Here is a 19,947-nt window from a genome sequence, read left to right as displayed (position 1 = left end):
GATCGCGCAGCCCTTCGGCGCGACACGCTAGTTCACCCGACCCGCCACGCCATCGCAGTCCGACGACGCGCAAGCGCCACGGGCCGCCGATGCGCGCACCAGGGTCGGACAGGTGCCGAACGCCAGCTTGAACGCACGCGTGAAGCTGCCCGGACACTCGTAACCGCATTCGATGGCGATGTCGATCATCGGCATGTCGCTCTTGCTCACCAGGGTCAGTGCCTTCGACAGCCGCACCTGCTTGTAGACCTGCCCCACACTGCCCCGGAACAGCCCCTGGAACCCGGCCTGCAGCTTCTTGACCGTCATGCCGACGGCCGCCGCGAGTTCCGATACGCTCAGCGGCTCGTCGAGATTGCGCTCGATCAGTTGCCTGGCGAGCTTGACCTTGTCGACTTCGATACGCGACAGCGCCGGACCGCCATCGGCGTGGCCACTGGCATGCGCGCGGATCACCGCACAGATGATCTCGATCGCCTTGGCAATGAGATAGAGCCGCCGCAGCTCGCCCTGCTCGGCGCACTCGAACGCCTGGTGTGCGGCAACGCTGGCGGCGCTGCCCAGCGGCACGTGGCGCAGCCCGGTCGGCGTCCGATGCAGGATGTAGTCGCGAAACAGGGCCGGCAGCGCAGCCGCGTCCACGCCCAGGACATCGCGCACGCGGTCGCGGCGCAGGAAGATCGACACCCAGCGCAGAGGGCGGTCGGGTTCGTAGACGGTGCGCACCGCATCGCCGCTGGACAGGCCGTAGAACGTGCAGAAGCCGTGCGCCAGCGCATCGTCATCACGCTCGTCGCCGGCACAGATCGTGCTGCGCCCTTCGATCCAGGCGCAGAACACCAGGTGGTCGTCGTGGCGATGCAATCGCGAGAGCGGACGCGCGGCGCGGAAATCGACGATCGCCATCGACAGCGCGTCGTTGAGCTGGTGGAACACCCAGCCGCCGTCGCCGACGGCGGCGTCGTAGCGGTGCCGGAAGCCATGCCCGGCCGCCAGCGGTTCGCGCCAGCCTTCGTGCACCGCGGCGCTGCGCCAGTGCGTCAGCTCCGAGGCCTGCCCGGCGCAGGCGCGCATGTCTTCAATGGTGCGCTCGTCGAGGAGCATCGATCTCACCTCCATACCTGGCCGAGCGACGGGCGTCGTGCCCGCGTCGAGCCGGTGGGCCATCCGCATCCAGCAGGCGGCGCAATCTCCGCGACCGGTCGTGAGGCCGGCCTGGACCCGTCGTGGACGAACGGCGTGCAGCACATGGGCGCCAGCGCGGCCCCGGGCGGTTTCGGTGAAGTCGCCGCCCCGATCGGCATCCTGGCGGCCGCGCCCCGGGACTACGCTTCGAACACCTTCCACCGGTGCCTCGATTCTTGGCCATCATCCTTTCAGTCCATTCCCGCATCAAAAGCCGGCACGGGTCGGCTGTCCAGAGGCGGTGCGACCGACACGATTTCGGATATGTCGTTGTTCCGACAGGAAAAGCCCGCGACCGCACGCAATATCGCGGCGTCGCAGGCGATGCAAACGCGCGCGCAGCGCGTCGCGGCGTCGGCAATGCGCGCGGTTGTGCCGGCGTGGGCATGGTGCGTCCGCAGCCGGCGCCGTTGTCGTCCCGCGTCGCAGCGGCGAGACTCGTGGCATCCGCTTCGCCCGATGCCCGCCATGCCCCCGAAAGACACGCTCGACCGGATCGATCTGAGAATCCTGCAGATTCTGCAGCAGGATGCCCAGACCAAGAATCGCGACCTGGCCCGTCGGGTCGCGTTGTCGCCGAGCGCCTGCCTGCGCCGGATCCGCGACCTGGAAGCCCGCGGGCTGATCACCGGCTATCGCGCCCACGTCGCGATCGACCGTATCCGCACCGCGACGATCGTGATCGCGCAGGTGTCCTTCGAGCGGCACTCGGCGGGACGGTTCGTGGACTTCGACGCCTGGGCCGCACGCACCCCGGAGATCGCCGAATCGATCCGCATCAGCGGCCACTACGACTATCTGCTGCGCGTGGTGGTCAGCGATCTCCACGACTGGAAGCGGATCATGCGCGAGATGACCGATGGCGACTTCGGCGTGGAGAAGATCGTCTCCAGCTTCCTGATGGAAGAGATGAAAGCCTTCAAGGGCTACCCGCTGACATCGGCCACCGGCTGAGCCCGGAGACTCGCCCGGCCCCGGGAGGCGCACGATGAGCGCCGGTGCCTCGCAGGCGCGCCGCGGTCCGCTGTCCGGATTACTGGTGCTCGACATCACCCGGGTCGTCGCCGGCCCCTACTGCGCGATGATCCTGGCCGACCTCGGCGCACGGGTCATCAAGATCGAACACCCGGAAGACCCCGACTACGTCCGCGAGTTCCCGCCGCTGGTCGGCGAGGGCGACGAGCGCTTCAGCGCCTTCTTCGCGCAGTACAACCGGCACAAGGAAGGCATCACCCTCAATCTCAAGCACGAGGCCGGCCGCGCGCTGCTCAAACAGCTGGCGACACGGGCCGATGTGTTGGTGGAGAACTTCCGCCCCGGCACCATGGCGCGCTTCGGGGTCGGCTACGAGGTGCTGCGTGAGCTCAATCCGCGGCTGGTCTACGCGGCGATCAGCGGCTTCGGCCAGACCGGTCCGAATGCGCGCAAGCCCGGCTTCGACAACAGCGGCCAGGCCACCGGCGGCCTGTGGTCGATGAACGGCTTCGCCGACCGCCCACCGGTCCGGGTGGGCACGATCGTCGGCGATGTGTCGGCGACGCTGTTCGCCACGATCGGCGTGCTGGCCGCGGTGCGCGAAGCCGAGCGCAGTGGGCAGGGGCAACTGGTCGATGTTTCCCAGCAGGACTCGGTACTCGCATTGACCGAGAACGCGGTGGTCAAGTACACCGTCGACGGTGAGATCGCCACGCCGCTGGGCAACGATCATCCCTTCGTCAGGCCCTACGGGCAGTTCCCATGCCGGGACGGCCACGTCTTCTTCGGCGGCTACAACGACAAACTGTGGGCCCTGTCGTGCCGGGCATTCGGCACGCCCGAGCTGATCGACGATCCGCAGATCGACACCATGGCCAAGCGCTTCGACCCGCAGGTGTATGCGCACCGGGTGAAGCCGGTCGTCGAAGGCTGGTTCCGCGACCGCGACAAGGCCGAACTCGAAGCGATGGCGGGCGACGACATCCCGCTGTGCGCGGTGAAGAACATCCGCGAGGTGGTCGAAGACCCGCATATCGCCGCGCGCGACATGGTGGTGGACGTCGAGTATCCCGAAGGCCGGATCGGCATGTTCGGCACGCCGATCAAGCTCTCGCGCACTCAGGCCGACGCCCGCGGACGGGCGCCGCGATTGGGCGAGCACAACGCCGGGGTCTATGCCGAACTGCTCGGTATCGATGCCGAGGAACTTCAACGCCTGAAATCGCTGGGCGCGGTGTGATGCACCGCGCGTCGACAGGAGACTGCTGATGGCCATTGCATACGAGGTGTCGGACGGCATCGCGATGATCCGGTTCGACCGGCCCGAAAAACTCAACGCGCTGACCCTGGCGATGTATCAGGCGCTGGGCGAGGCGTTCGTCGCCGCCCGCGACGACTCCCGCGTGCGCGTGGTGATCCTGACCGCCAGCGGCCAGCGCGCGTTCTGCGTCGGGGCCGACCTCGGCGAGTCGATCCCCGCGTTGATGGAGGACCAGTTCGATATCTCGCAATGGGACGACGCCCACCTCAAGAACCTGCGGCTCTACAAGCCGGTGCTGTGCGCGATCAACGGACTGTGCCTGGGCGGCGGCTTCGAGATCATGCTGGGCACCGACATCCGCATCGCGGCCGAGCACGCCAAGTTCGCGCTGCCCGAGCCCTCGCTGGGCATCGTACCGGCCGGCGGCACCCTGGTGCGGCTGGTTCGGCAGATTCCCTATGCGCACGCGATGGAACTGCTGCTCACCGCCAACGGCTTCAGCGCCCACGAGCTGTTGGCCAAGGGACTGATCAATCGCGTCGTGCCGGCCGCCGACCTGATGCCGCAGACGCTGGCGCTGGCCGAGCGGATCAAAGCGCTCAGCCCCGGCGCGCTGGCGGTGATCAAGGAGTCGGTCCAGCGGCTGGTCGACCTGCCCGAAGCCGAGGCCTTCGCCGAAGAAGCGCGACTGGGCCAGCGTGCCTTCACCAGCGCCGATGCCCGGCGCGGCCTGGCTGCGTTCGCGAAGAAGCAGACTCCGGTCTTCGACTGATCCGGGCCGCTGCGCCCCCCCGACGCCACCACGTCCGGTATGCCCGCGCCAGCGCTGCCGGGCCATCCGATCTCCACGCCCTTCGTCTCCAGGACCGCCATGAACGCCAGCAGCCGCATCCCCGGTTTCTACAAGCTCGACCCCGACAGCCGCTTCCGCAAGATCGTCGAGGTCAGCGGCCTGCCCGCCGAGCACCTGCACGCGTTGCGGCACACCGCTGCCGGCATGGCATCGATCGCCGACCGCATGATTGAGAACGCCATCGGCACCATCGCGATCCCGTTGGGCGTCGCGGCCAATTTCCTGATCGACGGCCGCGACCATCTGGTGCCGATGGCGACCGAGGAGCCCTCGGTGGTCGCGGCGGCGAGCAATGCCGCTCTGGTGGCTCGCGAGCGCGGCGGGTTCCACACCTCCAGCATGGCGCCGGTCATGATCGCCCAGGTGCAGGTGCTCGATGTCGCCGATCCCCAGGCCGCGAGACTGCGCCTGCTCGAGGCCCGCGACGAACTGCTCGCACTGGCCAACGCGCAGGATCCGTTGCTGGTCGAACTCGGCGGCGGCGCACGCGACATCGACGTGCGGCTGGTCGAATCGACGGATTTCCGCGCCGTCGTACTGCATCTGCAGGTCGACGTGCGCGACGCCATGGGCGCCAATGCGGTCAATACCATGGCCGAGGCGCTGGCGCCGCGGATCGCGGCGATCGCGCGCGGACGCAGCCTGCTGCGCATCCTGAGCAATAAGGCCGACCTGCGCCTGGTGCGGGTGCGCGCGGTGTTCGATGCCGACAAGCTGGGTGGCGAGGCCGTGGTCGACGGGATCGTCGATGCGTACCGCTTCGCCGCCGCCGATCCCTACCGCGCGGCGACCCACAACAAGGGCATCATGAACGGCATTTCCGCAGTCGTGCTGGCGACCGGCAACGACACTCGCGCGATCGAGGCCGGTGCCCATTGCCACGCCTGCCGCGACGGTCGCTACACGTCGCTGTCGCACTTCGAGAAGGACGCCGACGGCCACCTGGTCGGCAGCCTCGAACTGCCGCTCGCTCTGGGCCTGGTCGGCGGCGCAACCCGGACCCATCCCACCGCACAGGCGGCGGTGAAGCTGCTGGGCGTCCGCAGCGCCAACCAGTTGGCCGAGATCACCGCCGCCGTGGGGCTGGCGCAGAACACGGCCGCGCTGCGCGCGCTGGCGACCGAAGGCATCCAGCGCGGCCACATGTCGCTGCACGCGCGCAACGTCGCCGTCGCCGCAGGCGCCGCCGAACACGAAGTCGAAGCGCTGGCCGCCCGGCTGGTGGCCGACGGCCACGTCCGCCAGGACCGTGCCCAGCAGTTGCTCGCCGAGCTGCGCGCCGGCGCGTAGTCCCGGCCGCTCGGCCGTGCTACGCCAGCAACGCTTCCAGCGCGGCCATGCGCACCGCGACGCCGTTGTGGACCTGACGCAGCACCTGAGACTGCGGGCCGTCGGCGACCTCGTCGGCGATCTCAACGCCGCGGTTCATCGGCCCGGGATGCAGCACCACCGCATCGGGCGCCGCCAGCCGCAGCCGGCGTGCGTCAAGTCCGTAGTCGCGGTGGTAGTCCTCGAGTGAACCAACCAGCCCCTCTTCCATGCGCTCGCGCTGCAGCCGCAGCATCATCACCGCATCCACGCCCGCAAGCGCCGCGTCGAGCTCGTGCGAGACGGTGCAGCCGGCGAGCGTCGCCTCGTCGGGCAGCAACGCTGCCGGGCCGCAGACGCGGATCTCGCCGGCACCGAGCGTGCGCAGCGCCTGCAGGTCGCTGCGTGCGACCCGCGAGTGCTTCACATCGCCGACGATCGCCACGCGCAGGCCCGAGAAATCCGTGCCCTTGGTCTGACGCAGCGTCAGCATGTCGAGCAGACCCTGCGTGGGATGCGCACTGCGCCCATCCCCGGCGTTGAGCAACGCCGTGCCCGGTGCCGCGGCCTGCGCCAGCGCGGCCACTGCGCCGTCGGCGCTGTGGCGCACGACGAAACCGCGCACGCCCATTGCCTCGATATTGCGGAAGGTGTCGAGCGCCGTCTCGCCCTTGGTCGTCGACGAGGTCGAGGCGTCGAAGCCGAGCACGTCGGCGCCGAGCCGCTGGGTCGCCCGTTGGAAGCTCAGCCGTGTGCGCGTCGACGGCTCGAAGAACAGCGTGCAGACCGCGACTCCGGCGAGCGGCGCATGGGTCTGATCGCCGTCGAGGATCGCCTGGGCGCGCACCAGCAGCGCCTCGAGCGTCGCACGCGGCAGGCCGTCCAGGGTCAACAGGTGGCGCAGGCGGCCGTCGGCATCGAGTTGCGCGGAAGAAGCGGTCGGGGACATCGCAGTGGGCGGGCAGCGGCGGGAGCTCGATTGTCCCGCACCCGGTACCTGCGCGGATAGCACGCGTCGGTCAGCGCACCGGCGTGCCGGTGTCCGGCGCGGCGAGCCAGCGCTCAACGATGACCGCTGCGGCGACCGCATCGAGTGTCGCCGCATCGCGGCGGCGCCGACGCCCCTCGGCCCGGTCGACCGCGAAGCGGCGGGCCGCCTCGATCGAGCTTGCGCGCTCGTCGATCAAGACCACTGGCAGGCCGAAGCGGGCGACAAGTTCGCGCGCGAACGCATGCGCCCGCACCCGCGCCGGCTGGTCGCCGCCGTCCAGGGTCAGCGGGTCGCCGACGATCATGCCGTCCGGCCGCCATTCCTTGTGTAGGCGCGTGACCGCCGGCCAATCGATCTGGCCGCCGTGCACGTCGACGACGGCCAGCGCGCGCGCGCCGTGGCCGAACGCGCTGCCCACGGCCACGCCGATGCGTCGCGCCCCGACGTCGAACCCGAGTACCGTGCCGTCGCGGCGGATCGTCGGGGCGGCGGACTCGGCGCTGGCCTCGCTCACGCGCGGCCGCCGTGGCTGACGACCAGCGTCATGTCGACGCCGATCCGGCCCGCCGCCGCCTGCCAGCGCGCATCGAGCGGCGTGTCGAACAGCAACGGCGCATCGGCGGGCACGGTCAGCCAGCTGTGCTCGGTCATTTCCTGCTCGAGCTGGCCGGCCCCCCAGCCGGCGCAGCCCAGCGCGACGATCGCATTGTCCGGCCCTTCGCCAGCCGCCATCGCTTCGAGCACGTCGCGCGATGTGGTCACGCTCAGGCCCTCGGCGATCGCCAGGCTCGAATCCCAGCGCGCTTCGCCGTCGTGCAGCACGAAGCCGCGCTCGGGATGCACCGGGCCGCCGGCGAGCACCCGGTGGTCGCGCAGGCGCTGGTCGATGAGCACGATGCCCATCTGCTCGAATACCTCGCCCAGCGTGTACTCCGAGGGCCGATTGACGACCACGCCCATCGCGCCCTCGGCATCGTGTTGGCAGATCAGCGCGACCGAACGCGCGAAGTCGGGATCCTGCAGCGCCGGCAGTGCGACCAGCAGGTGATTGGCGAAGAACGACATGGCGGCATTCTAGCCGGCCGCGCCGCACGCCACGCGTGCACGATCCACTGGTCGGCACCATGGCCGGTGGGCCTGGCTTCACACAGCCGCCGCCGACAGCTGCGCAACGCGTGCGCCCGGCCCAGGCTGAGCGGGCGGTCGGCTTACAGCCCGAACTGGATTTCCTGGGGCGTGGCCACCCGCACGCCGACGACCTCGACCTCGGCGCGCAGCGTGCGCCCGGCCAATGGGTTGTTGCCGTCCACGGTGATGCTGTCGGCATCGAGCGCGGTGACGGTGACGTCCAACGGGCCCTTCTCGGTCTGCGCACGCAGTTTCTCGCCGACCGCCGGCACGGCGCTGCCGGTGAACACGCTGCGCGGCAGGCGCTGCACCAGACCGTCGTGGCGCGGCCCGAAGCCGGCCTCGGGCGGAATCTCGACGGTGAACGTGTCGCCGGCGCTGCGCCCCTCGAGCGCCTCTTCCAGCCCGCGGATGATCGAACCACTGCCGTGCATGTAGACCAGCGGATCGTGGCCACGGGTCGTGGCGATCTGCGCGCCGGCGGTGTCCGACAGCGTGAAGTGGACCGTGGCGACACGACGGTGTGCGATTTCCATCGGCGGTTCCTGCTGGGCGATGGCGCATGGTCGCGCGGCCGCCGTGAAGGGCGCAAGCCGGCGCTGGCGCCAGGCCGTGGCCCTGCCTATGCTGCGCGCATGAGCGGCTACTGCGACATCGCCCCCGGCCATCCGCTGCACGGGCCCTACCACGACACCGAGTACGGCTTTCCGCAGCGCGAAGAGGCGGTGCTGTTCGAGCGCCTGTTGCTGGAAATCAACCAGGCCGGGCTGAGCTGGGAGACGGTGCTGCGCAAACGCGCGGGCTTCCGCGCCGCCTACGACGGGTTCGACGTCGATGCGGTCGCCGGCTACGGCGAGGCCGACCGCGCGCGCCTGATGGCCGACCCGGCGATCATCCGCAACCGGCTCAAGATCGACGCGGCGATCCACAACGCCCAGGTCGTGCAGCGCATGCGTGCCAGCCATGGCGGCTTCGCCGCGTGGCTGGACGCGCACGCCGACGAAGACGGCAAGCCACGGGACAAGGCCTCGTGGGTGAAGCTGTTCAAGCGCACGTTCCGGTTCACCGGCGGCGAGATCACCGGCGAGTTCCTGATGAGCCTGGGCTATCTGCCCGGCGCGCATCGCCCCGACTGCCCGGTCGCGCGCACGCTCGCCCGGCGATCGGCGCGATGACCGGACCTGGCGACGGTGCCGATCGCAGCGCCATCGCCCGAACGCATTCCGGCCGCTTACGCGGCCGGAATGGTGGCGACACTGCTGCGGCCTGGGCTCAGCCCTTGACCGCGGCCTGATAGCGGCGCTCGACCTCGTTCCAGTCGACGACGTTGTAGAACGCGGCGATGTAGTCGGGGCGGCGATTCTGGTACTTGAGGTAGTAGGCGTGTTCCCAGACGTCCAGACCCAGGATCGGGGTGTTGCCCGAGCCGATGCCCTGCATCAGCGGATTGTCCTGGTTGGCGCTGCTCTCGACCTTCAGCGTGCCGGCCTTGTCGACCGACAGCCAGGCCCAGCCGCTGCCGAAGCGGCTGATCGCGGCCTTGGTGAAGGCTTCCTTGAACGCGTCGAAGCCACCCAGGTCGCTGTCGATGTGCTTGGCGACATCGCCGACCGGCGCGCCGCCGCCCTTGGGCGACATCACCGTCCAGAACAGCGAGTGGTTGGCATGACCGCCAGCGTTGTTGCGCAGCGGGCCGCGCTTGTCCTCGGGCAGCTTGTCGAGGTTGGCCACCAGCTCTTCGACCGGGCGATCCGCCCACTCGGTGCCTTCGAGCGCGGCGTTGGCGTTGTTGATATAGGTCTGGTGGTGCTTGGTGTGATGGATCTCCATCGTCTTGGCGTCGATGTGCGGCTCGAGCGCGTCGTAGGCGTAGCCAAGTTCGGGAAGGGTGTAGGCCATCAGCGGAACTCCTCTGTATGAATGCGCCATTGTCCTCCGGCGGAGGTCAAACTGGCGACAAGGCCCGGCCACAATACGCGCAGCACGGGCGAGATCGGAACAACGCAGCGTTTCGCGACACGCGCAGCAGGCAAGACCCGCGAGCGCGTGCCCGACGCGCTTAGCGCAGTTGCGCCTGGATCCGCTGCGCGCGGCGCGCCGGATCGGGGTGGCTGGACAGCATGCCGGCCTTGGGGCCGCCGTCGTCGAGCTTCTGCAATGCGGTCACGGCCGCCTGGGCATTGAAGCCGCCGCGCTGCAGCAGTCCCAGACCATAACCGTCGGACTCGAGCTCGTTGGACTGCGAGTGCTGCGCCTTGATCACGTCTTCGACGACGCCACCCAGCTCGGACGCCGCCAGGCGGCCGGCGGCGTTGTCGGTGCTCGCCACGCCCTTGCGCGCGGCCTGGGCGAGGTAGGCGGTCCGGAACCGGGCCTTGCTGTGGCCGTGTTTGACATGGCCGATCTCGTGCCCGATGACGAAGCGCAGTTCGTCGTCGTCCATCGTGTCCATCAGCCCGCTGAACACCCGGACCGAGCCGTCGGGCAAGGCGAACGCGTTGATCTCAGGCGTCCGGTAGACCTTGAAGTTGAGCCTCAGGTCGGCATCGTTCTCCCAACCCGCGACCAGGCGCGATAGCCGCTGCGCGTAGGGATCGTTGGCGGGCGCGACCAGGTTTTCGGCATCGTAGGCGACCGCGGCTTCGGCGCCGAGCGTGGCGATGTCGGCATCGCTGAGCGTCAGGCCCTTGACGACGTCGCTGCCAACATCCAGCGCGGTCTGCGCGCGGCCGCCGCCCAGCCCCTTGAGCCGGTCAAGGGCGCTCTGCGCGTGCGCGGCCGAGACCGCCGCGGCCAGCAGCGAAACGGCCAGGACGCAGCGGGGAACGAAGTGGTGCATGGTGCTTCCTTGTAATGGGATGGCTCGACGACGCGCACCGGGCCCGTCGCCGCGCGCGGATTTTCGGCCGCACGCGCCTCGCCGATCAAGCGGCTGGCACACACCTCAGCGGACCTCGGCGACTTCCACCCCATCCAGGCCCTGGGCCAGCGTGCGCGCATCGCCGCCCTGGGCGAGTTTGATGCGCAGGCGCACCTCGTTGGCCGAATCGGCGTAGCGCAGCGCGTCCTCGTAGGAGATCTCGCCGGCCTGATAGAGCTCGAACAACGACTGGTCGAAGGTCTTCATGCCCAGGTTGGTCGACTCTTTCATGATCTCCTTGAGCTTGGGGATCTCGCCTTCGCGGATGTAGTCCTGCACCAGCGGCGTCCCGAGCAGGATCTCCATCGCCGCGCGCCGGCCCTTGCCGTCGGGCGTGGGGATCAATTGCTGGGCGATGACGCCCTTGAGGTTGAGCGACAGGTCCATCAGCAACTGGCTGCGCCGATCCTCGGGGAAGAAGTTGATGACCCGGTCCATCGCCTGATTGGCGTTGTTGGCGTGCAGGGTGCACAGCACCAGATGCCCGGTTTCGGCGAAGGCGATCGCGTGGTTCATGCCCTCGCGGGTGCGCACCTCGCCGATCATGATCACGTCGGGGGCCTGGCGCAGGGTGTTCTTGAGCGCGGCCTCCCAACTATCGGTGTCGATGCCGACTTCGCGCTGGGTGATGATGCAGCCGGCGTGCCGGTGCACGAACTCGATCGGATCCTCGATCGTGATGATGTGGCCGGTCGAGTTCTGGTTGCGGTAGCCGATCATCGCCGCCAGCGACGTCGATTTGCCGGCGCCAGTGCCGCCGACCATGATCACGATGCCGCGCTTGGTCATCGCCAGCGTCTTGACCACCGCCGGCAGGTTCAGTTCCTCGATCGTCGGGATGTGGGTCTCGATGCGCCGCAGCACCATGCCGACCTGGTTGCGCTGGTAGAAGCACGAGATGCGGAACCGGCCCACGCCGGAGACGCCGATCGCGAAGTTGCATTCGTGCGTGCGCTCGAACTCCTCGCGCTGCGGCGGCGTCATCACGTTGAGCACCATGTCGCGCGCCTGCTGCGGCGTGAGCGGCGTCTGGGTGATCGGCGTGATCTTGCCGTGCACCTTCATCGACGGCGGCAGGCCGGCAGTGATGAACAGGTCCGACGCCCGCTGGTGGGCCATCAGCTTGAGGAACGAAGTGAAGTCGAGGCTGCTCATCTGTGCTCCTGCGGAGCCGGGATTGGTCATGGGTGATCGGTGAGTCGAACGAGCGGCAGCCGCGCTTCGCCTTGATGCATCACGCTTCACGCATCGCGGCTATTCGAAAAGTCGCTTGTCCTTCGCATTTTCCTTCGCCTGAGCGCGCGCGACGACGCCGCGCCTGACCAGGTCCTGGAGATGCTGGTCAAGGGTCATCATGCCCGACTGCTGGCCGGTCTGGATCGCCGAGTACATCTGCGCGACTTTGTCCTCGCGGATCAGGTTCCGGATCGCCGGGATGCCTACCATGATCTCCCACGCCGCGGTGCGGCCCCCGCCGACCTTCTTGAGCAGCGCCTGGGAGATCACCGCGCGCAGCGATTCGGACAGCATCGAGCGCACCATCGCCTTCTCCCCGGCCGGAAAGACGTCGATGATGCGGTCGATGGTCTTTGCCGCCGAACTGGTGTGCAGAGTGCCGAACACCAGGTGGCCGGTCTCGGCCGCGGTCAGCGCCAGACGGATCGTCTCCAGGTCGCGCAACTCGCCGACCAGGATGTAATCGGGGTCCTCGCGCAGCGCCGAGCGCAGTGCCTCGTTGAAGCCGTGGGTGTCGCGGTGGACTTCGCGCTGGTTGACCAGGCATTTCTGCGAGGTGTGCACGAACTCGATCGGATCCTCGACCGACAGGATGTGCGCGTACTCGTTCTTGTTGATGTGGTCGAGCATCGCCGCCAGCGTGGTCGACTTGCCCGAGCCGGTCGGCCCGGTCACCAGGATCAGGCCCTGCGGCTGGTCGATCAGCTGGCGGAAGATCGGCGGGCAGTTGAGGTCGTCAAGAGTCAGCACCTCGGACGGAATCGTGCGGAACACCGCGCCGGCGCCGCGGTTCTGATTGAACGCGTTGACGCGGAACCGCGCCAGTCCGGGGATCTCGAACGAGAAGTCGACCTCGAGGAACTCCTCGTAGTCGCGCCGCTGCTTGTCCGACATGATGTCGTAGATCAGCGCGTGCACCTGCTTGTGGTCGAGCGCGGGAATGTTGATACGCCGCACGTCGCCATCGACGCGGATCATCGGCGGCAGACCGGCCGAAAGATGCAGGTCGGAGGCCTTGTTCTTGACCGAGAACGCCAACAGTTCGGCGATGTCCATGGTTCCCTCGTTGGTGGTCCGGCAGCGGCGCAGGCCGGCGGCGACTGGCGCCTCCCGGTGTCCGGCGGCAGTATAGACCTCGCCGTCGCAGCCCCAATGCGGCCGCGTCGCCGGACTGCGCGGCGCGGCATCCGGGGCGGCGCCCTTCCTGCCGTTCCGGACTCCTCATGCCCCAAACCTCCGTCTCCGATACCGCCACCGCGACCGCTTTCGTGGGCGGCGGCAACATGGCACGCAGCCTGATCGGCGGGCTGCTCGCGCGCGACACCGACCCGCGCACGATCCGCGTCGCCGATCCCAATGCCGGCACCCGCGACGCGCTCGCACGCGACTTCGGCATCCTGACGTTCGAGACCGCCGCTGAGGCTGTCGCCGGCGCCGGGACCTGGGTGCTGGCGACCAAGCCGCAGGTGCTGCGCGGGGTTTGCGAAGCGCTCGCGCCGCTGGCCGCCGAAGCGCGTCCGCTGGTGCTGTCGATCGCGGCGGGCATCACCGCCGCACAGCTCGAGCGCTGGCTCGGCGGCGGGGTCGCGGTCGTGCGCACGATGCCCAACACCCCCGCCCTGCTCGGCGCTGGCGTGACTGGCCTGTTCGCCAATGCCCAGGTCGACCCCGCCGGGCGCCAGCGCGCCGATGCCCTGCTGCGCAGCGCCGGGCCCACGGTGTGGATCGAGGACGAAGCGCGCATGGACGCGGTCACCGCGGTCTCGGGCAGCGGCCCCGCCTATGTCTTCCTGCTCGCCGAGGCCATGGAAGCGGCAGCGGTCGCCCAGGGCCTGCCGGCTGCCGACGCGCGCACGCTGGTACTGCAGACCGTGCTCGGCGCGGCGCGCATGCTCACCGAGAGCGACGAGGCACCTGCCGCGCTGCGCCAGCGCGTGACCTCGCCCGGCGGCACCACGCAGGCGGCGATCGAGACCTTCGAGGGCGGCGGGCTGCGCGCACTGGTCGCCGAGGCGATCGCCAGCGCGGCGCGACGCGGTGCCGAACTGTCGGCCGCCAATGACTGAGCACTGGCGACCGCTGGCGGCCATGCTGGCGCTGGCGCTCGCCGCCTGCGGCGCCGAACCGTCCACGCCGCCGGTCGCCAGCGGCGGCGGCAACACCCTCGCGATGCCCGAACGCGCCCTGCTCGGCACCGCCGAGGTCGAGGCCAGCGTCGTGCCGACTGCGCGCATCTCCGAGGCCGCCGCGCGCCAGTACGGCATCGACCGCGGCGACGACCGCGTGCTGGTATTGGTCAGCGTCCGCGACGGCGACGCCACGCCGCCGGTGACCGTGACCGGCCATGCGCGCGACCTGCGCGGTATGCGTCAGTCACTGACGTTCGCAGCGGTCACCGTTGACGGGCAGATCGATCATGTCGCCACCGCACGCGCGTCCGGCCCCGACACCTTGCGGCTGGAGCTCGAGGTCGCGGGCACCGACGGCGTCCGCACCGTGCTGCGTTTCAGCCGCGAGATCCCACGCTGACGACGCGCAGGTTCCACGGGCGCCGCGGCGAGGCCGCGGCCCCGTATCTGCGGTCTCAGTAGCCGACGCTGATGCGCTGGCGCGGATGCGCGGGACGTTCGATTTCGTCGGCGAACGCGATGGCGTAATCCTCCATCGAAATCGCGCTGCGGCCCTGGCCATCGACCGGCAGGCTGTTGCCGCCGACCCGGAACACGCCGGTGCGCTCGCCGGGCTCGAACACGGCCGCCGGCGAGACGAAGGTCCAGTCAAGGTCGGCGACATCGCGCAAGGCGCGCAGGAACACAAGGCCGGCAGCCGCTTCGGCGCGATAGGCCTCGGGGAACTCCGGGGTGTCGATCAAGGCGACACCCGGCGCGACCTCCAGACTGCCGGCGCCGCCGACGACCAGCAGCCGCGGCACACCGGCCGCACGGACCGCGTCGACGACAACCTGGGCGCTCGGTCCCCCGTCGAAGCGGGCGGCGCCGACCACCACGTCGTGCCCGGCCAGCACCGGCGCAAGCGACTCGCGACGCGAGGCATCGGCGGAGTGCAGACTCAACCCTGCCTGCGGGGGGACATCGGCGGTGTTGCGGGCGATGCCGGTCACGCGGTGACCACGCGCGAGCAGTTCGCGCGCAAGGCGCGATCCGGCCCGACCGGTCACGCCGACAATGGCGATGCGTTGCATTGGGGGATTCTCGAAACTGGGGCCTGCATGCTAGTGCGCGGGTCGCCGCGGGGGGGATGACGGCCGCGCAAAGCAGCGTTCCGCTCCCTGAGCGGGCGCCCTGCCCGACCCCAGGCCTACGGATAGAGCATCCGCTTGCGGCAGTTGCCAGCGGCATCGCATTCGTAGAGCCAGCGCTCGTGCAGGCGATAGTCGGCGCCGTACCAGAACTCCATCCGGTCGGGACGGACACGCAGGCCCGACCAGCGCGGCGGGCGCGGCACGTCACGTCCTTCGAACTCGCGGGCGACCTCGTCGAGCCGCTGCTCGAAGGTCGCGCGATCATCGAGTTCCTCCGACTGCCGCGAGGCCCAGGCCCCGAGCTGGCTGCCACGCGGACGCGACGCGAAGTACGCGTCGGCCTCGTCGTCGCCGACGATCACCACCGGCCCCTCGATGCGGACCTGCACGCCGTGGCGCACACGCGGCCAATGGAACAGCAAGGCCGCCTGCGGATTGTCCTGCAGCTCACGGCCCTTGCGGCCATCGAGATGGGTGTAGAACACGAACCCGCGCTCGTCCCAGGCTTTGAGCAGCACAATCCGCGCCGAGGGGCGCCCGTCGAGGGCGGCGGTGGCGACGGTCATCGCGGTGCGGTCGGGTTCGCCGGCCGCGGCGGCCTCGTCGAACAGCACGGAGAACGTGGACAGGGCTTCGGTCAACAAGGCGGCGCAGGGCGTGGTCATATGCCGATCATCGCGCCGCCGCGTCGCGATGTCGAACGTCGGCGCGCAGTTCGTCACTGGCGGCGTCGACGCTCGGGTATCGTGCCGCGATGGCCACCCCGCCCTCGCCCACGCCATGGCCCGACGCGCTCGTCGCGCGCGTGCTCGACGACGCTTTACGGCACGATGCGCGCGTGCTCGGCCTCAGTGGCCTGCAGGGCACAGGCAAATCGACGCTGGCCGCCCAGCTCGCAGCCGCCGGTCAGGCGCGCGGCCTCGCGATCGCAGTGCTCTCGCTCGACGACCTCTATCTCGACCGCCAAGCCCGGCAGACCCTCGCCCGCACGGTGCATCCGCTGCTCGCCACCCGTGGCCCGCCGGGCACGCACGAAGTCGCGCTGGGCTGCGCGCTGCTCGATACGCTGCGCGCAGGCGGCACCGCCCGGTTGCCGCGCTTCGACAAGGGGTGTGACGACCGGCGGCCGGCGGCGGAGTGGGCGAGCGCCGGCCCGGTCGCGCTGACCGTGTTCGAGGGCTGGTGCCTGGGCGCGACCCCCGAGCCTGCGGGCGCGCTCGCCGCGCCGATCAACGCGTTGGAGCGCGACGAGGATCCCGACGGCACCTGGCGCCGCTGGTGCAACGCCGCGCTTGCCCGCGACTACCCCGCGCTGTGGCGGCGCGTGGACCGGCTGCTATTCCTGCAGCCGCCCGGTTTCGAGGTGGTGCCGGCCTGGCGCTGGCAGCAGGAGCAGGCGCTGCGCAGTGCGACGCCCGATCGGGCGGGCATGGACCGTGCCCAGGTCGAACGCTTCGTGCAGCACTACGAGCGCGTCAGCCGACGGCTGCTGCATACGTTGCCGGACACGGCCGATGTCGTGATCGCGCTGGACACGCAGCGGCGCGTGCGCCTGCCCGACTGACCGGCCCGCGCCGGCAATGACCCGCGGCCGGCAGCGATGCGGTGCGCACCGCTGCTAGGATTCGGCCATGCACTGTGCTCCCAACCTCGTGCTCGTCGGTCCGATGGGCGCCGGCAAGTCGTCGATCGGCCGCCGCCTGGCGGCTCGTTTCGGGCTGGCGTTCGTCGACGTCGACCACGAGATCGAGGTCCGCACCGGCGCGACGATCGCCATGATCTTCGACTGCGAGGGCGAAGCGGGCTTCCGCGCGCGCGAACAGGCGGCACTGGCCGCGGTGCTCGAAGGCACGCGCCAGATCGTCGCGACCGGCGGCGGCGCAGTCCTCGACGCCGAGAACCGGCGGCGCATGCGCGCGCGCGGCTTCGTGGTCCACATGCACGCCGATGTCCAGACCCAGCTCGCGCGCCTGGACCGCGACCGGGCACGGCCGTTGATCGCCGGCGACGATCGCAGCGACGTGCTGCATCGGCTGGCGCAGGCGCGCGCGCCGCTGTATGCGCAGGCCGCCCATCTGCGCTTCGACACCGGCGCCTACGGCTGCGCGGAAGCCGCTGCCGCACTCGGCCACCTGGTCGAAACCTACTGGCGCCCCGCCACGTCCCCGACACCGGATCCGCCGGCCGCATGAGCGCCGCCTCTCCATCCCCACGCCCCTTGCCTGAGCTGCGCCGCGTCGATGCCGCAGGCCAGGCCCCACGCGCAACCGAGCCCTCCCCCATGTCCTCACCGCTTCGTGAAGTCGCCGTCGCCGGCGAACGCCCCTACACCATCCACATCGGCCCGGCGCTGCTCGACGACGGCGCGCTGCTCGCCCGGCACGTGCGCGGCGGCGAGGCGATGCTGGTCAGCGATCGCCACGTCGCCCCGCTCTACGCCGACCGGGTCGCCGCCGCGCTGCAGGCCGCCCGGCCGGACCTGCGCCTGCATCGCCATGTGTTGCCGGCCGGCGAATCGGCCAAGACCCTGGCCCATTTCACCCAGGTCGTCGATGCGATGGCACAGGCGCGGCTGCGCCGAGACGCGACGCTGTTCGCCCTGGGCGGCGGCGTGATCGGTGACCTGGCCGGCTTCGCCGCCGCGTGCTGGATGCGCGGCATCGACTGCGTGCAACTGCCGACTACGCTGCTGGCCATGGTCGATTCGTCGGTGGGCGGCAAGACCGCGGTCGACCTGCCGCAGGGCAAGAACCTGGTCGGTGCCTTCCATCCGCCGCGCGCGGTCATCGCCGATACCGCCGCGCTGCGCACCCTGCCCGGGCGCGAACTGCGCGCAGGGCTCGCCGAAGTGGTCAAGTACGGCGCGATCGCCGATGCGCCGTTCCTCGACTGGCTCGATGCGCAGGCTCCGGCGCTGCTGGCGATGGACGAGGCCGCGCTGGCCGAGGCGGTCGCGCGCAGTTGCGCGCACAAGGCCGCGATCGTCGCGCGCGATCCGTTCGAGCACGGCGAGCGCGCCTTGCTCAACTTCGGCCACACCTTCGGCCACGCCATCGAGACCGAGCAGGGCTACGACGGACTCAACCACGGCGAGGCGGTCGCGGTCGGCATGGTGCTCGCCGCACGTCTGTCGGAAGCGCTGGGCCTGTCGCCGGCCGACGACACCGCGCGCCTGATCGCGCTGCTGTCCCGCCTGCAGTTGCCGGTCGCGCTGCCGACAGACCTCGCCCCCGAACGCCTGCTGGCGCATATGCGGCTCGACAAGAAGGCCCAGGCCGGCGGCCTGCGCTTCATCGTCTGGTCCGGCGCCGGTCGCGCGCAGGTCCTGGCCGACGTGCCCGAAAGCGCGGTGATCGGCGTGCTACGCGCCGGCTAAGCGCCACTGCGACATCGCGTCTCCCCCGATGACGGGCCCGCGCCCTGCCTGCGCCCCGTACAATGCCGCCCATGCGAGTGCTGCTGCAACAACCGGCCCAGGGCCACGAGGCCGCGCGTTTCGTCCAGCTGATGCTGCAGCCTGACCTGCTCGGCGGCTGGACGCTCGTGCGCGAATCGGGGCAGATCGGCGGGCGCAGCCAGTTGCGCAGCCAGCAGTACGCCGACGAACCTAGCGCGCTGGGGGCGCTCGAACGCGCGCGAGACACCCAACTGCGGCGCGGTTTCCACCTGGTCGGCACACACGCAGCGACGATGCCGTCCGCCCCCTGATGCCCGCGCGGCGCATGCCGACGCACCGAGTAAGGAAGAACGCCTTGTCCGCACCTCTGAAGAACGACCGCTTCTTGCGCGCCCTGCGTCGCGAGCCCGTGGACCGCACGCCGGTCTGGCTGATGCGCCAGGCCGGGCGCTATCTGCCCGAGTACCGCGAGACCCGTCGCCAGGCCGGCAGCTTCCTGGGCATGGCCAAGCAGCCGGAGATCGCCTGCGAAGTCACGCTGCAGCCGCTGCGCCGTTTCCCGCTCGACGCGGCGATCCTGTTCTCCGACATCCTGACCATCCCCGATGCGATGGGCCTGGAACTGTACTTCGTCGAGGGCGAAGGCCCGAAGTTTCGCCATCCGGTGCGCGACGCGGCGGCGATCGCCCGGCTCGGCGTGCCGGACATGGAGACCGAGCTGCGCTACGTGATGGACGCAGTGCGGCTGATCCGCCGCGAGCTCGACGGCGCGGTGCCGCTGATCGGGTTTTCAGGCAGCCCGTGGACGCTGGCCTGCTACATGGTCGAGGGCGGCGGCAGCAAGGATTTCGCGCGCATCAAGGCGATGGCACTCAACGATCCGCAGGCGCTGCATGCCCTGCTGTCGGTCAACACCGACGCGGTGATCGCCTACCTGGCCGCACAACGCGCCGCCGGCGCGCAGGCGCTGCAGGTGTTCGACACCTGGGGCGGCGTGCTGAGCCCGGCGATGTACCGTGAGTTCTCGCTGCCGTACCTGGCGCGCATCGCCCAGGAAATCGAGCGCGGCGACGGCGCCGACCGCGCACCGCTGATCCTGTTCGGCAAGGGCACCGCTGCCTATCTCGACGAACTCGCACAGACCGGCGCCGACGGCGTCGGCGTGGACTGGCTGATCGAACTCGGCGATGCCGCGCGCCGCACCGGCGGCCGCGTCGCCCTGCAGGGCAACCTCGACCCGGCGACGCTGTACGGCGCGCCCGAGGCGATCCGCCGCGAAGTCCGACGTGCGCTCGACAGCTACGCGGTCGGCAACCAGGGCTCGCGCGACGGCCACGTGTTCAACCTCGGCCACGGCATGTCGCCGGACATGAATCCCGACCACGTCGCCGTGCTCGTCGACGAGGTGCACGCCTACAGCGCGCGCTGACG

23 protein-coding genes are annotated in these 19,947 nt (G+C 70.2%); 12 read left to right on the top strand and 11 right to left on the bottom strand.

Annotation, left to right across the window (positions count from 1 at the left end):
- Positions 1-27: 27 nt before the first annotated feature.
- Positions 28-1,104, bottom strand: a complete 1,077-nt coding sequence (locus MNO14_RS04035) for an AraC family transcriptional regulator (protein ID WP_241945497.1) — start codon at positions 1,102-1,104, stop codon at positions 28-30.
- Positions 1,105-1,158: 54 nt separating this feature from the next.
- Here MNO14_RS04035 and MNO14_RS04030 point away from each other — a divergent pair, with 54 nt between their 5' ends.
- From MNO14_RS04030 to MNO14_RS04015, 4 genes are all read left to right on the top strand, one after another.
- On the top strand, positions 1,159-2,139 hold the full coding sequence (locus tag MNO14_RS04030; RefSeq protein WP_241945496.1) for an Lrp/AsnC family transcriptional regulator: 981 nt from the start codon (positions 1,159-1,161) through the stop codon (positions 2,137-2,139).
- Positions 2,140-2,173: 34 nt separating this feature from the next.
- Entirely contained in the window at positions 2,174-3,400 is a 1,227-nt protein-coding gene (locus MNO14_RS04025) for a CoA transferase (RefSeq protein WP_241945495.1), read from the top strand.
- Positions 3,401-3,428: 28 nt separating this feature from the next.
- On the top strand, positions 3,429-4,193 hold the full coding sequence (locus MNO14_RS04020; protein WP_241945494.1) for an enoyl-CoA hydratase/isomerase family protein: 765 nt from the start codon (positions 3,429-3,431) through the stop codon (positions 4,191-4,193).
- Positions 4,194-4,292: 99 nt separating this feature from the next.
- Entirely contained in the window at positions 4,293-5,564 is a 1,272-nt protein-coding gene (locus MNO14_RS04015; RefSeq protein ID WP_241945493.1) for a hydroxymethylglutaryl-CoA reductase, degradative, read from the top strand.
- Positions 5,565-5,583: 19 nt separating this feature from the next.
- Here the strand turns inward: MNO14_RS04015 and MNO14_RS04010 are convergent, their stop codons facing one another.
- The 4 genes from MNO14_RS04010 to MNO14_RS03995 all read right to left on the bottom strand — a co-directional run bounded on the left by MNO14_RS04010 (position 5,584) and on the right by MNO14_RS03995 (position 8,237).
- On the bottom strand, positions 5,584-6,531 hold the full coding sequence (locus MNO14_RS04010) for an aspartate carbamoyltransferase catalytic subunit (RefSeq protein WP_241945492.1): 948 nt from the start codon (positions 6,529-6,531) through the stop codon (positions 5,584-5,586).
- 70 nt (positions 6,532-6,601) lie between these two features.
- The gene (gene ruvX / locus MNO14_RS04005; RefSeq protein ID WP_241945491.1) at positions 6,602-7,087 is read right to left on the bottom strand and encodes a Holliday junction resolvase RuvX; all 486 of its coding nucleotides are present in this window, start codon (positions 7,085-7,087) and stop codon (positions 6,602-6,604) included.
- Entirely contained in the window at positions 7,084-7,638 is a 555-nt protein-coding gene (locus MNO14_RS04000; protein WP_241945490.1) for a YqgE/AlgH family protein, read from the bottom strand. The genes ruvX and MNO14_RS04000 overlap by 4 nt, the downstream gene beginning before the upstream one ends.
- A 143-nt stretch (positions 7,639-7,781) precedes the next feature.
- Positions 7,782-8,237 (bottom strand): peptidylprolyl isomerase, encoded by a 456-nt coding sequence (locus MNO14_RS03995; protein WP_241945489.1) that lies wholly within the window; start codon positions 8,235-8,237, stop codon positions 7,782-7,784.
- 99 nt (positions 8,238-8,336) lie between these two features.
- Here MNO14_RS03995 and MNO14_RS03990 point away from each other — a divergent pair, with 99 nt between their 5' ends.
- Positions 8,337-8,876: a DNA-3-methyladenine glycosylase I gene (locus tag MNO14_RS03990; RefSeq protein ID WP_241945488.1), complete on the top strand. Its 540-nt coding sequence runs from the start codon at positions 8,337-8,339 to the stop codon at positions 8,874-8,876.
- Positions 8,877-8,973: 97 nt separating this feature from the next.
- Here MNO14_RS03990 and MNO14_RS03985 read toward each other — a convergent pair whose 3' ends face one another.
- The 4 genes from MNO14_RS03985 to MNO14_RS03970 form a co-directional block, all read right to left on the bottom strand.
- Positions 8,974-9,600 carry a superoxide dismutase gene (locus MNO14_RS03985; protein ID WP_183427425.1) on the bottom strand — a complete coding sequence of 209 codons (627 nt, stop codon included), beginning with the start codon at positions 9,598-9,600 and terminating at the stop codon, positions 8,974-8,976.
- Positions 9,601-9,760: 160 nt separating this feature from the next.
- Positions 9,761-10,540: a M48 family metallopeptidase gene (locus MNO14_RS03980; RefSeq protein WP_241945487.1), complete on the bottom strand. Its 780-nt coding sequence runs from the start codon at positions 10,538-10,540 to the stop codon at positions 9,761-9,763.
- A 105-nt stretch (positions 10,541-10,645) separates the two neighbouring features.
- Positions 10,646-11,776, bottom strand: coding sequence for a PilT/PilU family type 4a pilus ATPase (locus MNO14_RS03975; RefSeq protein ID WP_241945486.1), 1,131 nt, complete (start codon positions 11,774-11,776; stop codon positions 10,646-10,648).
- A 99-nt stretch (positions 11,777-11,875) separates the two neighbouring features.
- Positions 11,876-12,913 (bottom strand): type IV pilus twitching motility protein PilT, encoded by a 1,038-nt coding sequence (locus MNO14_RS03970; protein ID WP_241945485.1) that lies wholly within the window; start codon positions 12,911-12,913, stop codon positions 11,876-11,878.
- A 167-nt stretch (positions 12,914-13,080) separates the two neighbouring features.
- On the opposite strand from MNO14_RS03970, the gene proC reads away from it, so the two are divergent.
- Both proC and MNO14_RS03960 read left to right on the top strand, forming a co-directional pair.
- Complete coding sequence (gene proC, locus MNO14_RS03965; protein WP_241945484.1) at positions 13,081-13,923, top strand: pyrroline-5-carboxylate reductase; 843 nt, start codon at positions 13,081-13,083, stop codon at positions 13,921-13,923.
- Positions 13,916-14,386, top strand: a complete 471-nt coding sequence (locus tag MNO14_RS03960) for a DUF4426 domain-containing protein (protein WP_241945483.1) — start codon at positions 13,916-13,918, stop codon at positions 14,384-14,386. Before proC ends, MNO14_RS03960 begins: the two co-directional genes overlap by 8 nt.
- A gap of 55 nt (positions 14,387-14,441) precedes the next feature.
- Here the strand turns inward: MNO14_RS03960 and MNO14_RS03955 are convergent, their stop codons facing one another.
- Positions 14,442-15,059, bottom strand: a complete 618-nt coding sequence (locus MNO14_RS03955) for an NAD(P)-dependent oxidoreductase (protein ID WP_241945482.1) — start codon at positions 15,057-15,059, stop codon at positions 14,442-14,444.
- 116 nt (positions 15,060-15,175) lie between these two features.
- Positions 15,176-15,784, bottom strand: a complete 609-nt coding sequence (gene pdxH / locus MNO14_RS03950) for a pyridoxamine 5'-phosphate oxidase (RefSeq protein WP_241945481.1) — start codon at positions 15,782-15,784, stop codon at positions 15,176-15,178.
- Between the two features lie 89 nt (positions 15,785-15,873).
- Between pdxH and MNO14_RS03945 the strand changes: the two genes are divergently transcribed.
- The 5 genes from MNO14_RS03945 (at position 15,874) to hemE (ending at position 19,945) form a co-directional block, all read left to right on the top strand.
- Positions 15,874-16,683 carry a kinase gene (locus MNO14_RS03945; protein WP_241945480.1) on the top strand — a complete coding sequence of 270 codons (810 nt, stop codon included), beginning with the start codon at positions 15,874-15,876 and terminating at the stop codon, positions 16,681-16,683.
- 67 nt (positions 16,684-16,750) lie between these two features.
- Positions 16,751-17,311 carry a shikimate kinase gene (locus MNO14_RS03940; RefSeq protein WP_241945479.1) on the top strand — a complete coding sequence of 187 codons (561 nt, stop codon included), beginning with the start codon at positions 16,751-16,753 and terminating at the stop codon, positions 17,309-17,311.
- An 89-nt stretch (positions 17,312-17,400) separates the two neighbouring features.
- Positions 17,401-18,495 carry a 3-dehydroquinate synthase gene (gene aroB, locus MNO14_RS03935; RefSeq protein ID WP_241945478.1) on the top strand — a complete coding sequence of 365 codons (1,095 nt, stop codon included), beginning with the start codon at positions 17,401-17,403 and terminating at the stop codon, positions 18,493-18,495.
- 71 nt (positions 18,496-18,566) lie between these two features.
- Positions 18,567-18,827 carry a WGR domain-containing protein gene (locus MNO14_RS03930; RefSeq protein WP_241945477.1) on the top strand — a complete coding sequence of 87 codons (261 nt, stop codon included), beginning with the start codon at positions 18,567-18,569 and terminating at the stop codon, positions 18,825-18,827.
- 44 nt (positions 18,828-18,871) lie between these two features.
- Positions 18,872-19,945 carry a uroporphyrinogen decarboxylase gene (gene hemE / locus MNO14_RS03925; protein ID WP_241945476.1) on the top strand — a complete coding sequence of 358 codons (1,074 nt, stop codon included), beginning with the start codon at positions 18,872-18,874 and terminating at the stop codon, positions 19,943-19,945.
- The last annotated feature ends 2 nt before the right edge of the window (positions 19,946-19,947 follow it).

Origin of the sequence: Luteimonas sp. S4-F44, assembly GCF_022637415.1 — a bacterium.
GTDB lineage: Bacteria > Pseudomonadota > Gammaproteobacteria > Xanthomonadales > Xanthomonadaceae > Luteimonas.
Note: the sequence above shows the minus strand (reverse complement) of the source record. Positions and strands in the feature narration are given on the sequence as shown.

Bases quoted from the DNA above. Each gene is read 5' to 3' on its own strand.
- MNO14_RS03985 (WP_183427425.1), bottom strand. From the start codon at position 9,600: ATGGCCTACACCCTTCCCGAACTTGGCTACGCCTACGACGCGCTCGAG.
- MNO14_RS04000 (WP_241945490.1), bottom strand. From the start codon at position 7,638: ATGTCGTTCTTCGCCAATCACCTGCTGGTCGCACTGCCGGCGCTGCAG.
- MNO14_RS03980 (WP_241945487.1), bottom strand. From the start codon at position 10,540: ATGCACCACTTCGTTCCCCGCTGCGTCCTGGCCGTTTCGCTGCTGGCC.
- MNO14_RS04035 (WP_241945497.1), bottom strand. From the start codon at position 1,104: ATGCTCCTCGACGAGCGCACCATTGAAGACATGCGCGCCTGCGCCGGG.
- MNO14_RS04020 (WP_241945494.1), top strand. From the start codon at position 3,429: ATGGCCATTGCATACGAGGTGTCGGACGGCATCGCGATGATCCGGTTC.
- MNO14_RS03975 (WP_241945486.1), bottom strand. From the start codon at position 11,776: ATGAGCAGCCTCGACTTCACTTCGTTCCTCAAGCTGATGGCCCACCAG.
- proC (WP_241945484.1), top strand. From the start codon at position 13,081: ATGCCCCAAACCTCCGTCTCCGATACCGCCACCGCGACCGCTTTCGTG.
- aroB (WP_241945478.1), top strand. From the start codon at position 17,401: ATGTCCTCACCGCTTCGTGAAGTCGCCGTCGCCGGCGAACGCCCCTAC.
- MNO14_RS04015 (WP_241945493.1), top strand. From the start codon at position 4,293: ATGAACGCCAGCAGCCGCATCCCCGGTTTCTACAAGCTCGACCCCGAC.
- MNO14_RS03995 (WP_241945489.1), bottom strand. From the start codon at position 8,237: ATGGAAATCGCACACCGTCGTGTCGCCACGGTCCACTTCACGCTGTCG.
- MNO14_RS03955 (WP_241945482.1), bottom strand. From the start codon at position 15,059: ATGCAACGCATCGCCATTGTCGGCGTGACCGGTCGGGCCGGATCGCGC.
- MNO14_RS04010 (WP_241945492.1), bottom strand. From the start codon at position 6,531: ATGTCCCCGACCGCTTCTTCCGCGCAACTCGATGCCGACGGCCGCCTG.
- pdxH (WP_241945481.1), bottom strand. From the start codon at position 15,784: ATGACCACGCCCTGCGCCGCCTTGTTGACCGAAGCCCTGTCCACGTTC.
- MNO14_RS03930 (WP_241945477.1), top strand. From the start codon at position 18,567: ATGCGAGTGCTGCTGCAACAACCGGCCCAGGGCCACGAGGCCGCGCGT.
- MNO14_RS04025 (WP_241945495.1), top strand. From the start codon at position 2,174: ATGAGCGCCGGTGCCTCGCAGGCGCGCCGCGGTCCGCTGTCCGGATTA.
- MNO14_RS03945 (WP_241945480.1), top strand. From the start codon at position 15,874: ATGGCCACCCCGCCCTCGCCCACGCCATGGCCCGACGCGCTCGTCGCG.
- MNO14_RS03970 (WP_241945485.1), bottom strand. From the start codon at position 12,913: ATGGACATCGCCGAACTGTTGGCGTTCTCGGTCAAGAACAAGGCCTCC.
- MNO14_RS03960 (WP_241945483.1), top strand. From the start codon at position 13,916: ATGACTGAGCACTGGCGACCGCTGGCGGCCATGCTGGCGCTGGCGCTC.
- MNO14_RS03940 (WP_241945479.1), top strand. From the start codon at position 16,751: ATGCACTGTGCTCCCAACCTCGTGCTCGTCGGTCCGATGGGCGCCGGC.
- MNO14_RS03990 (WP_241945488.1), top strand. From the start codon at position 8,337: ATGAGCGGCTACTGCGACATCGCCCCCGGCCATCCGCTGCACGGGCCC.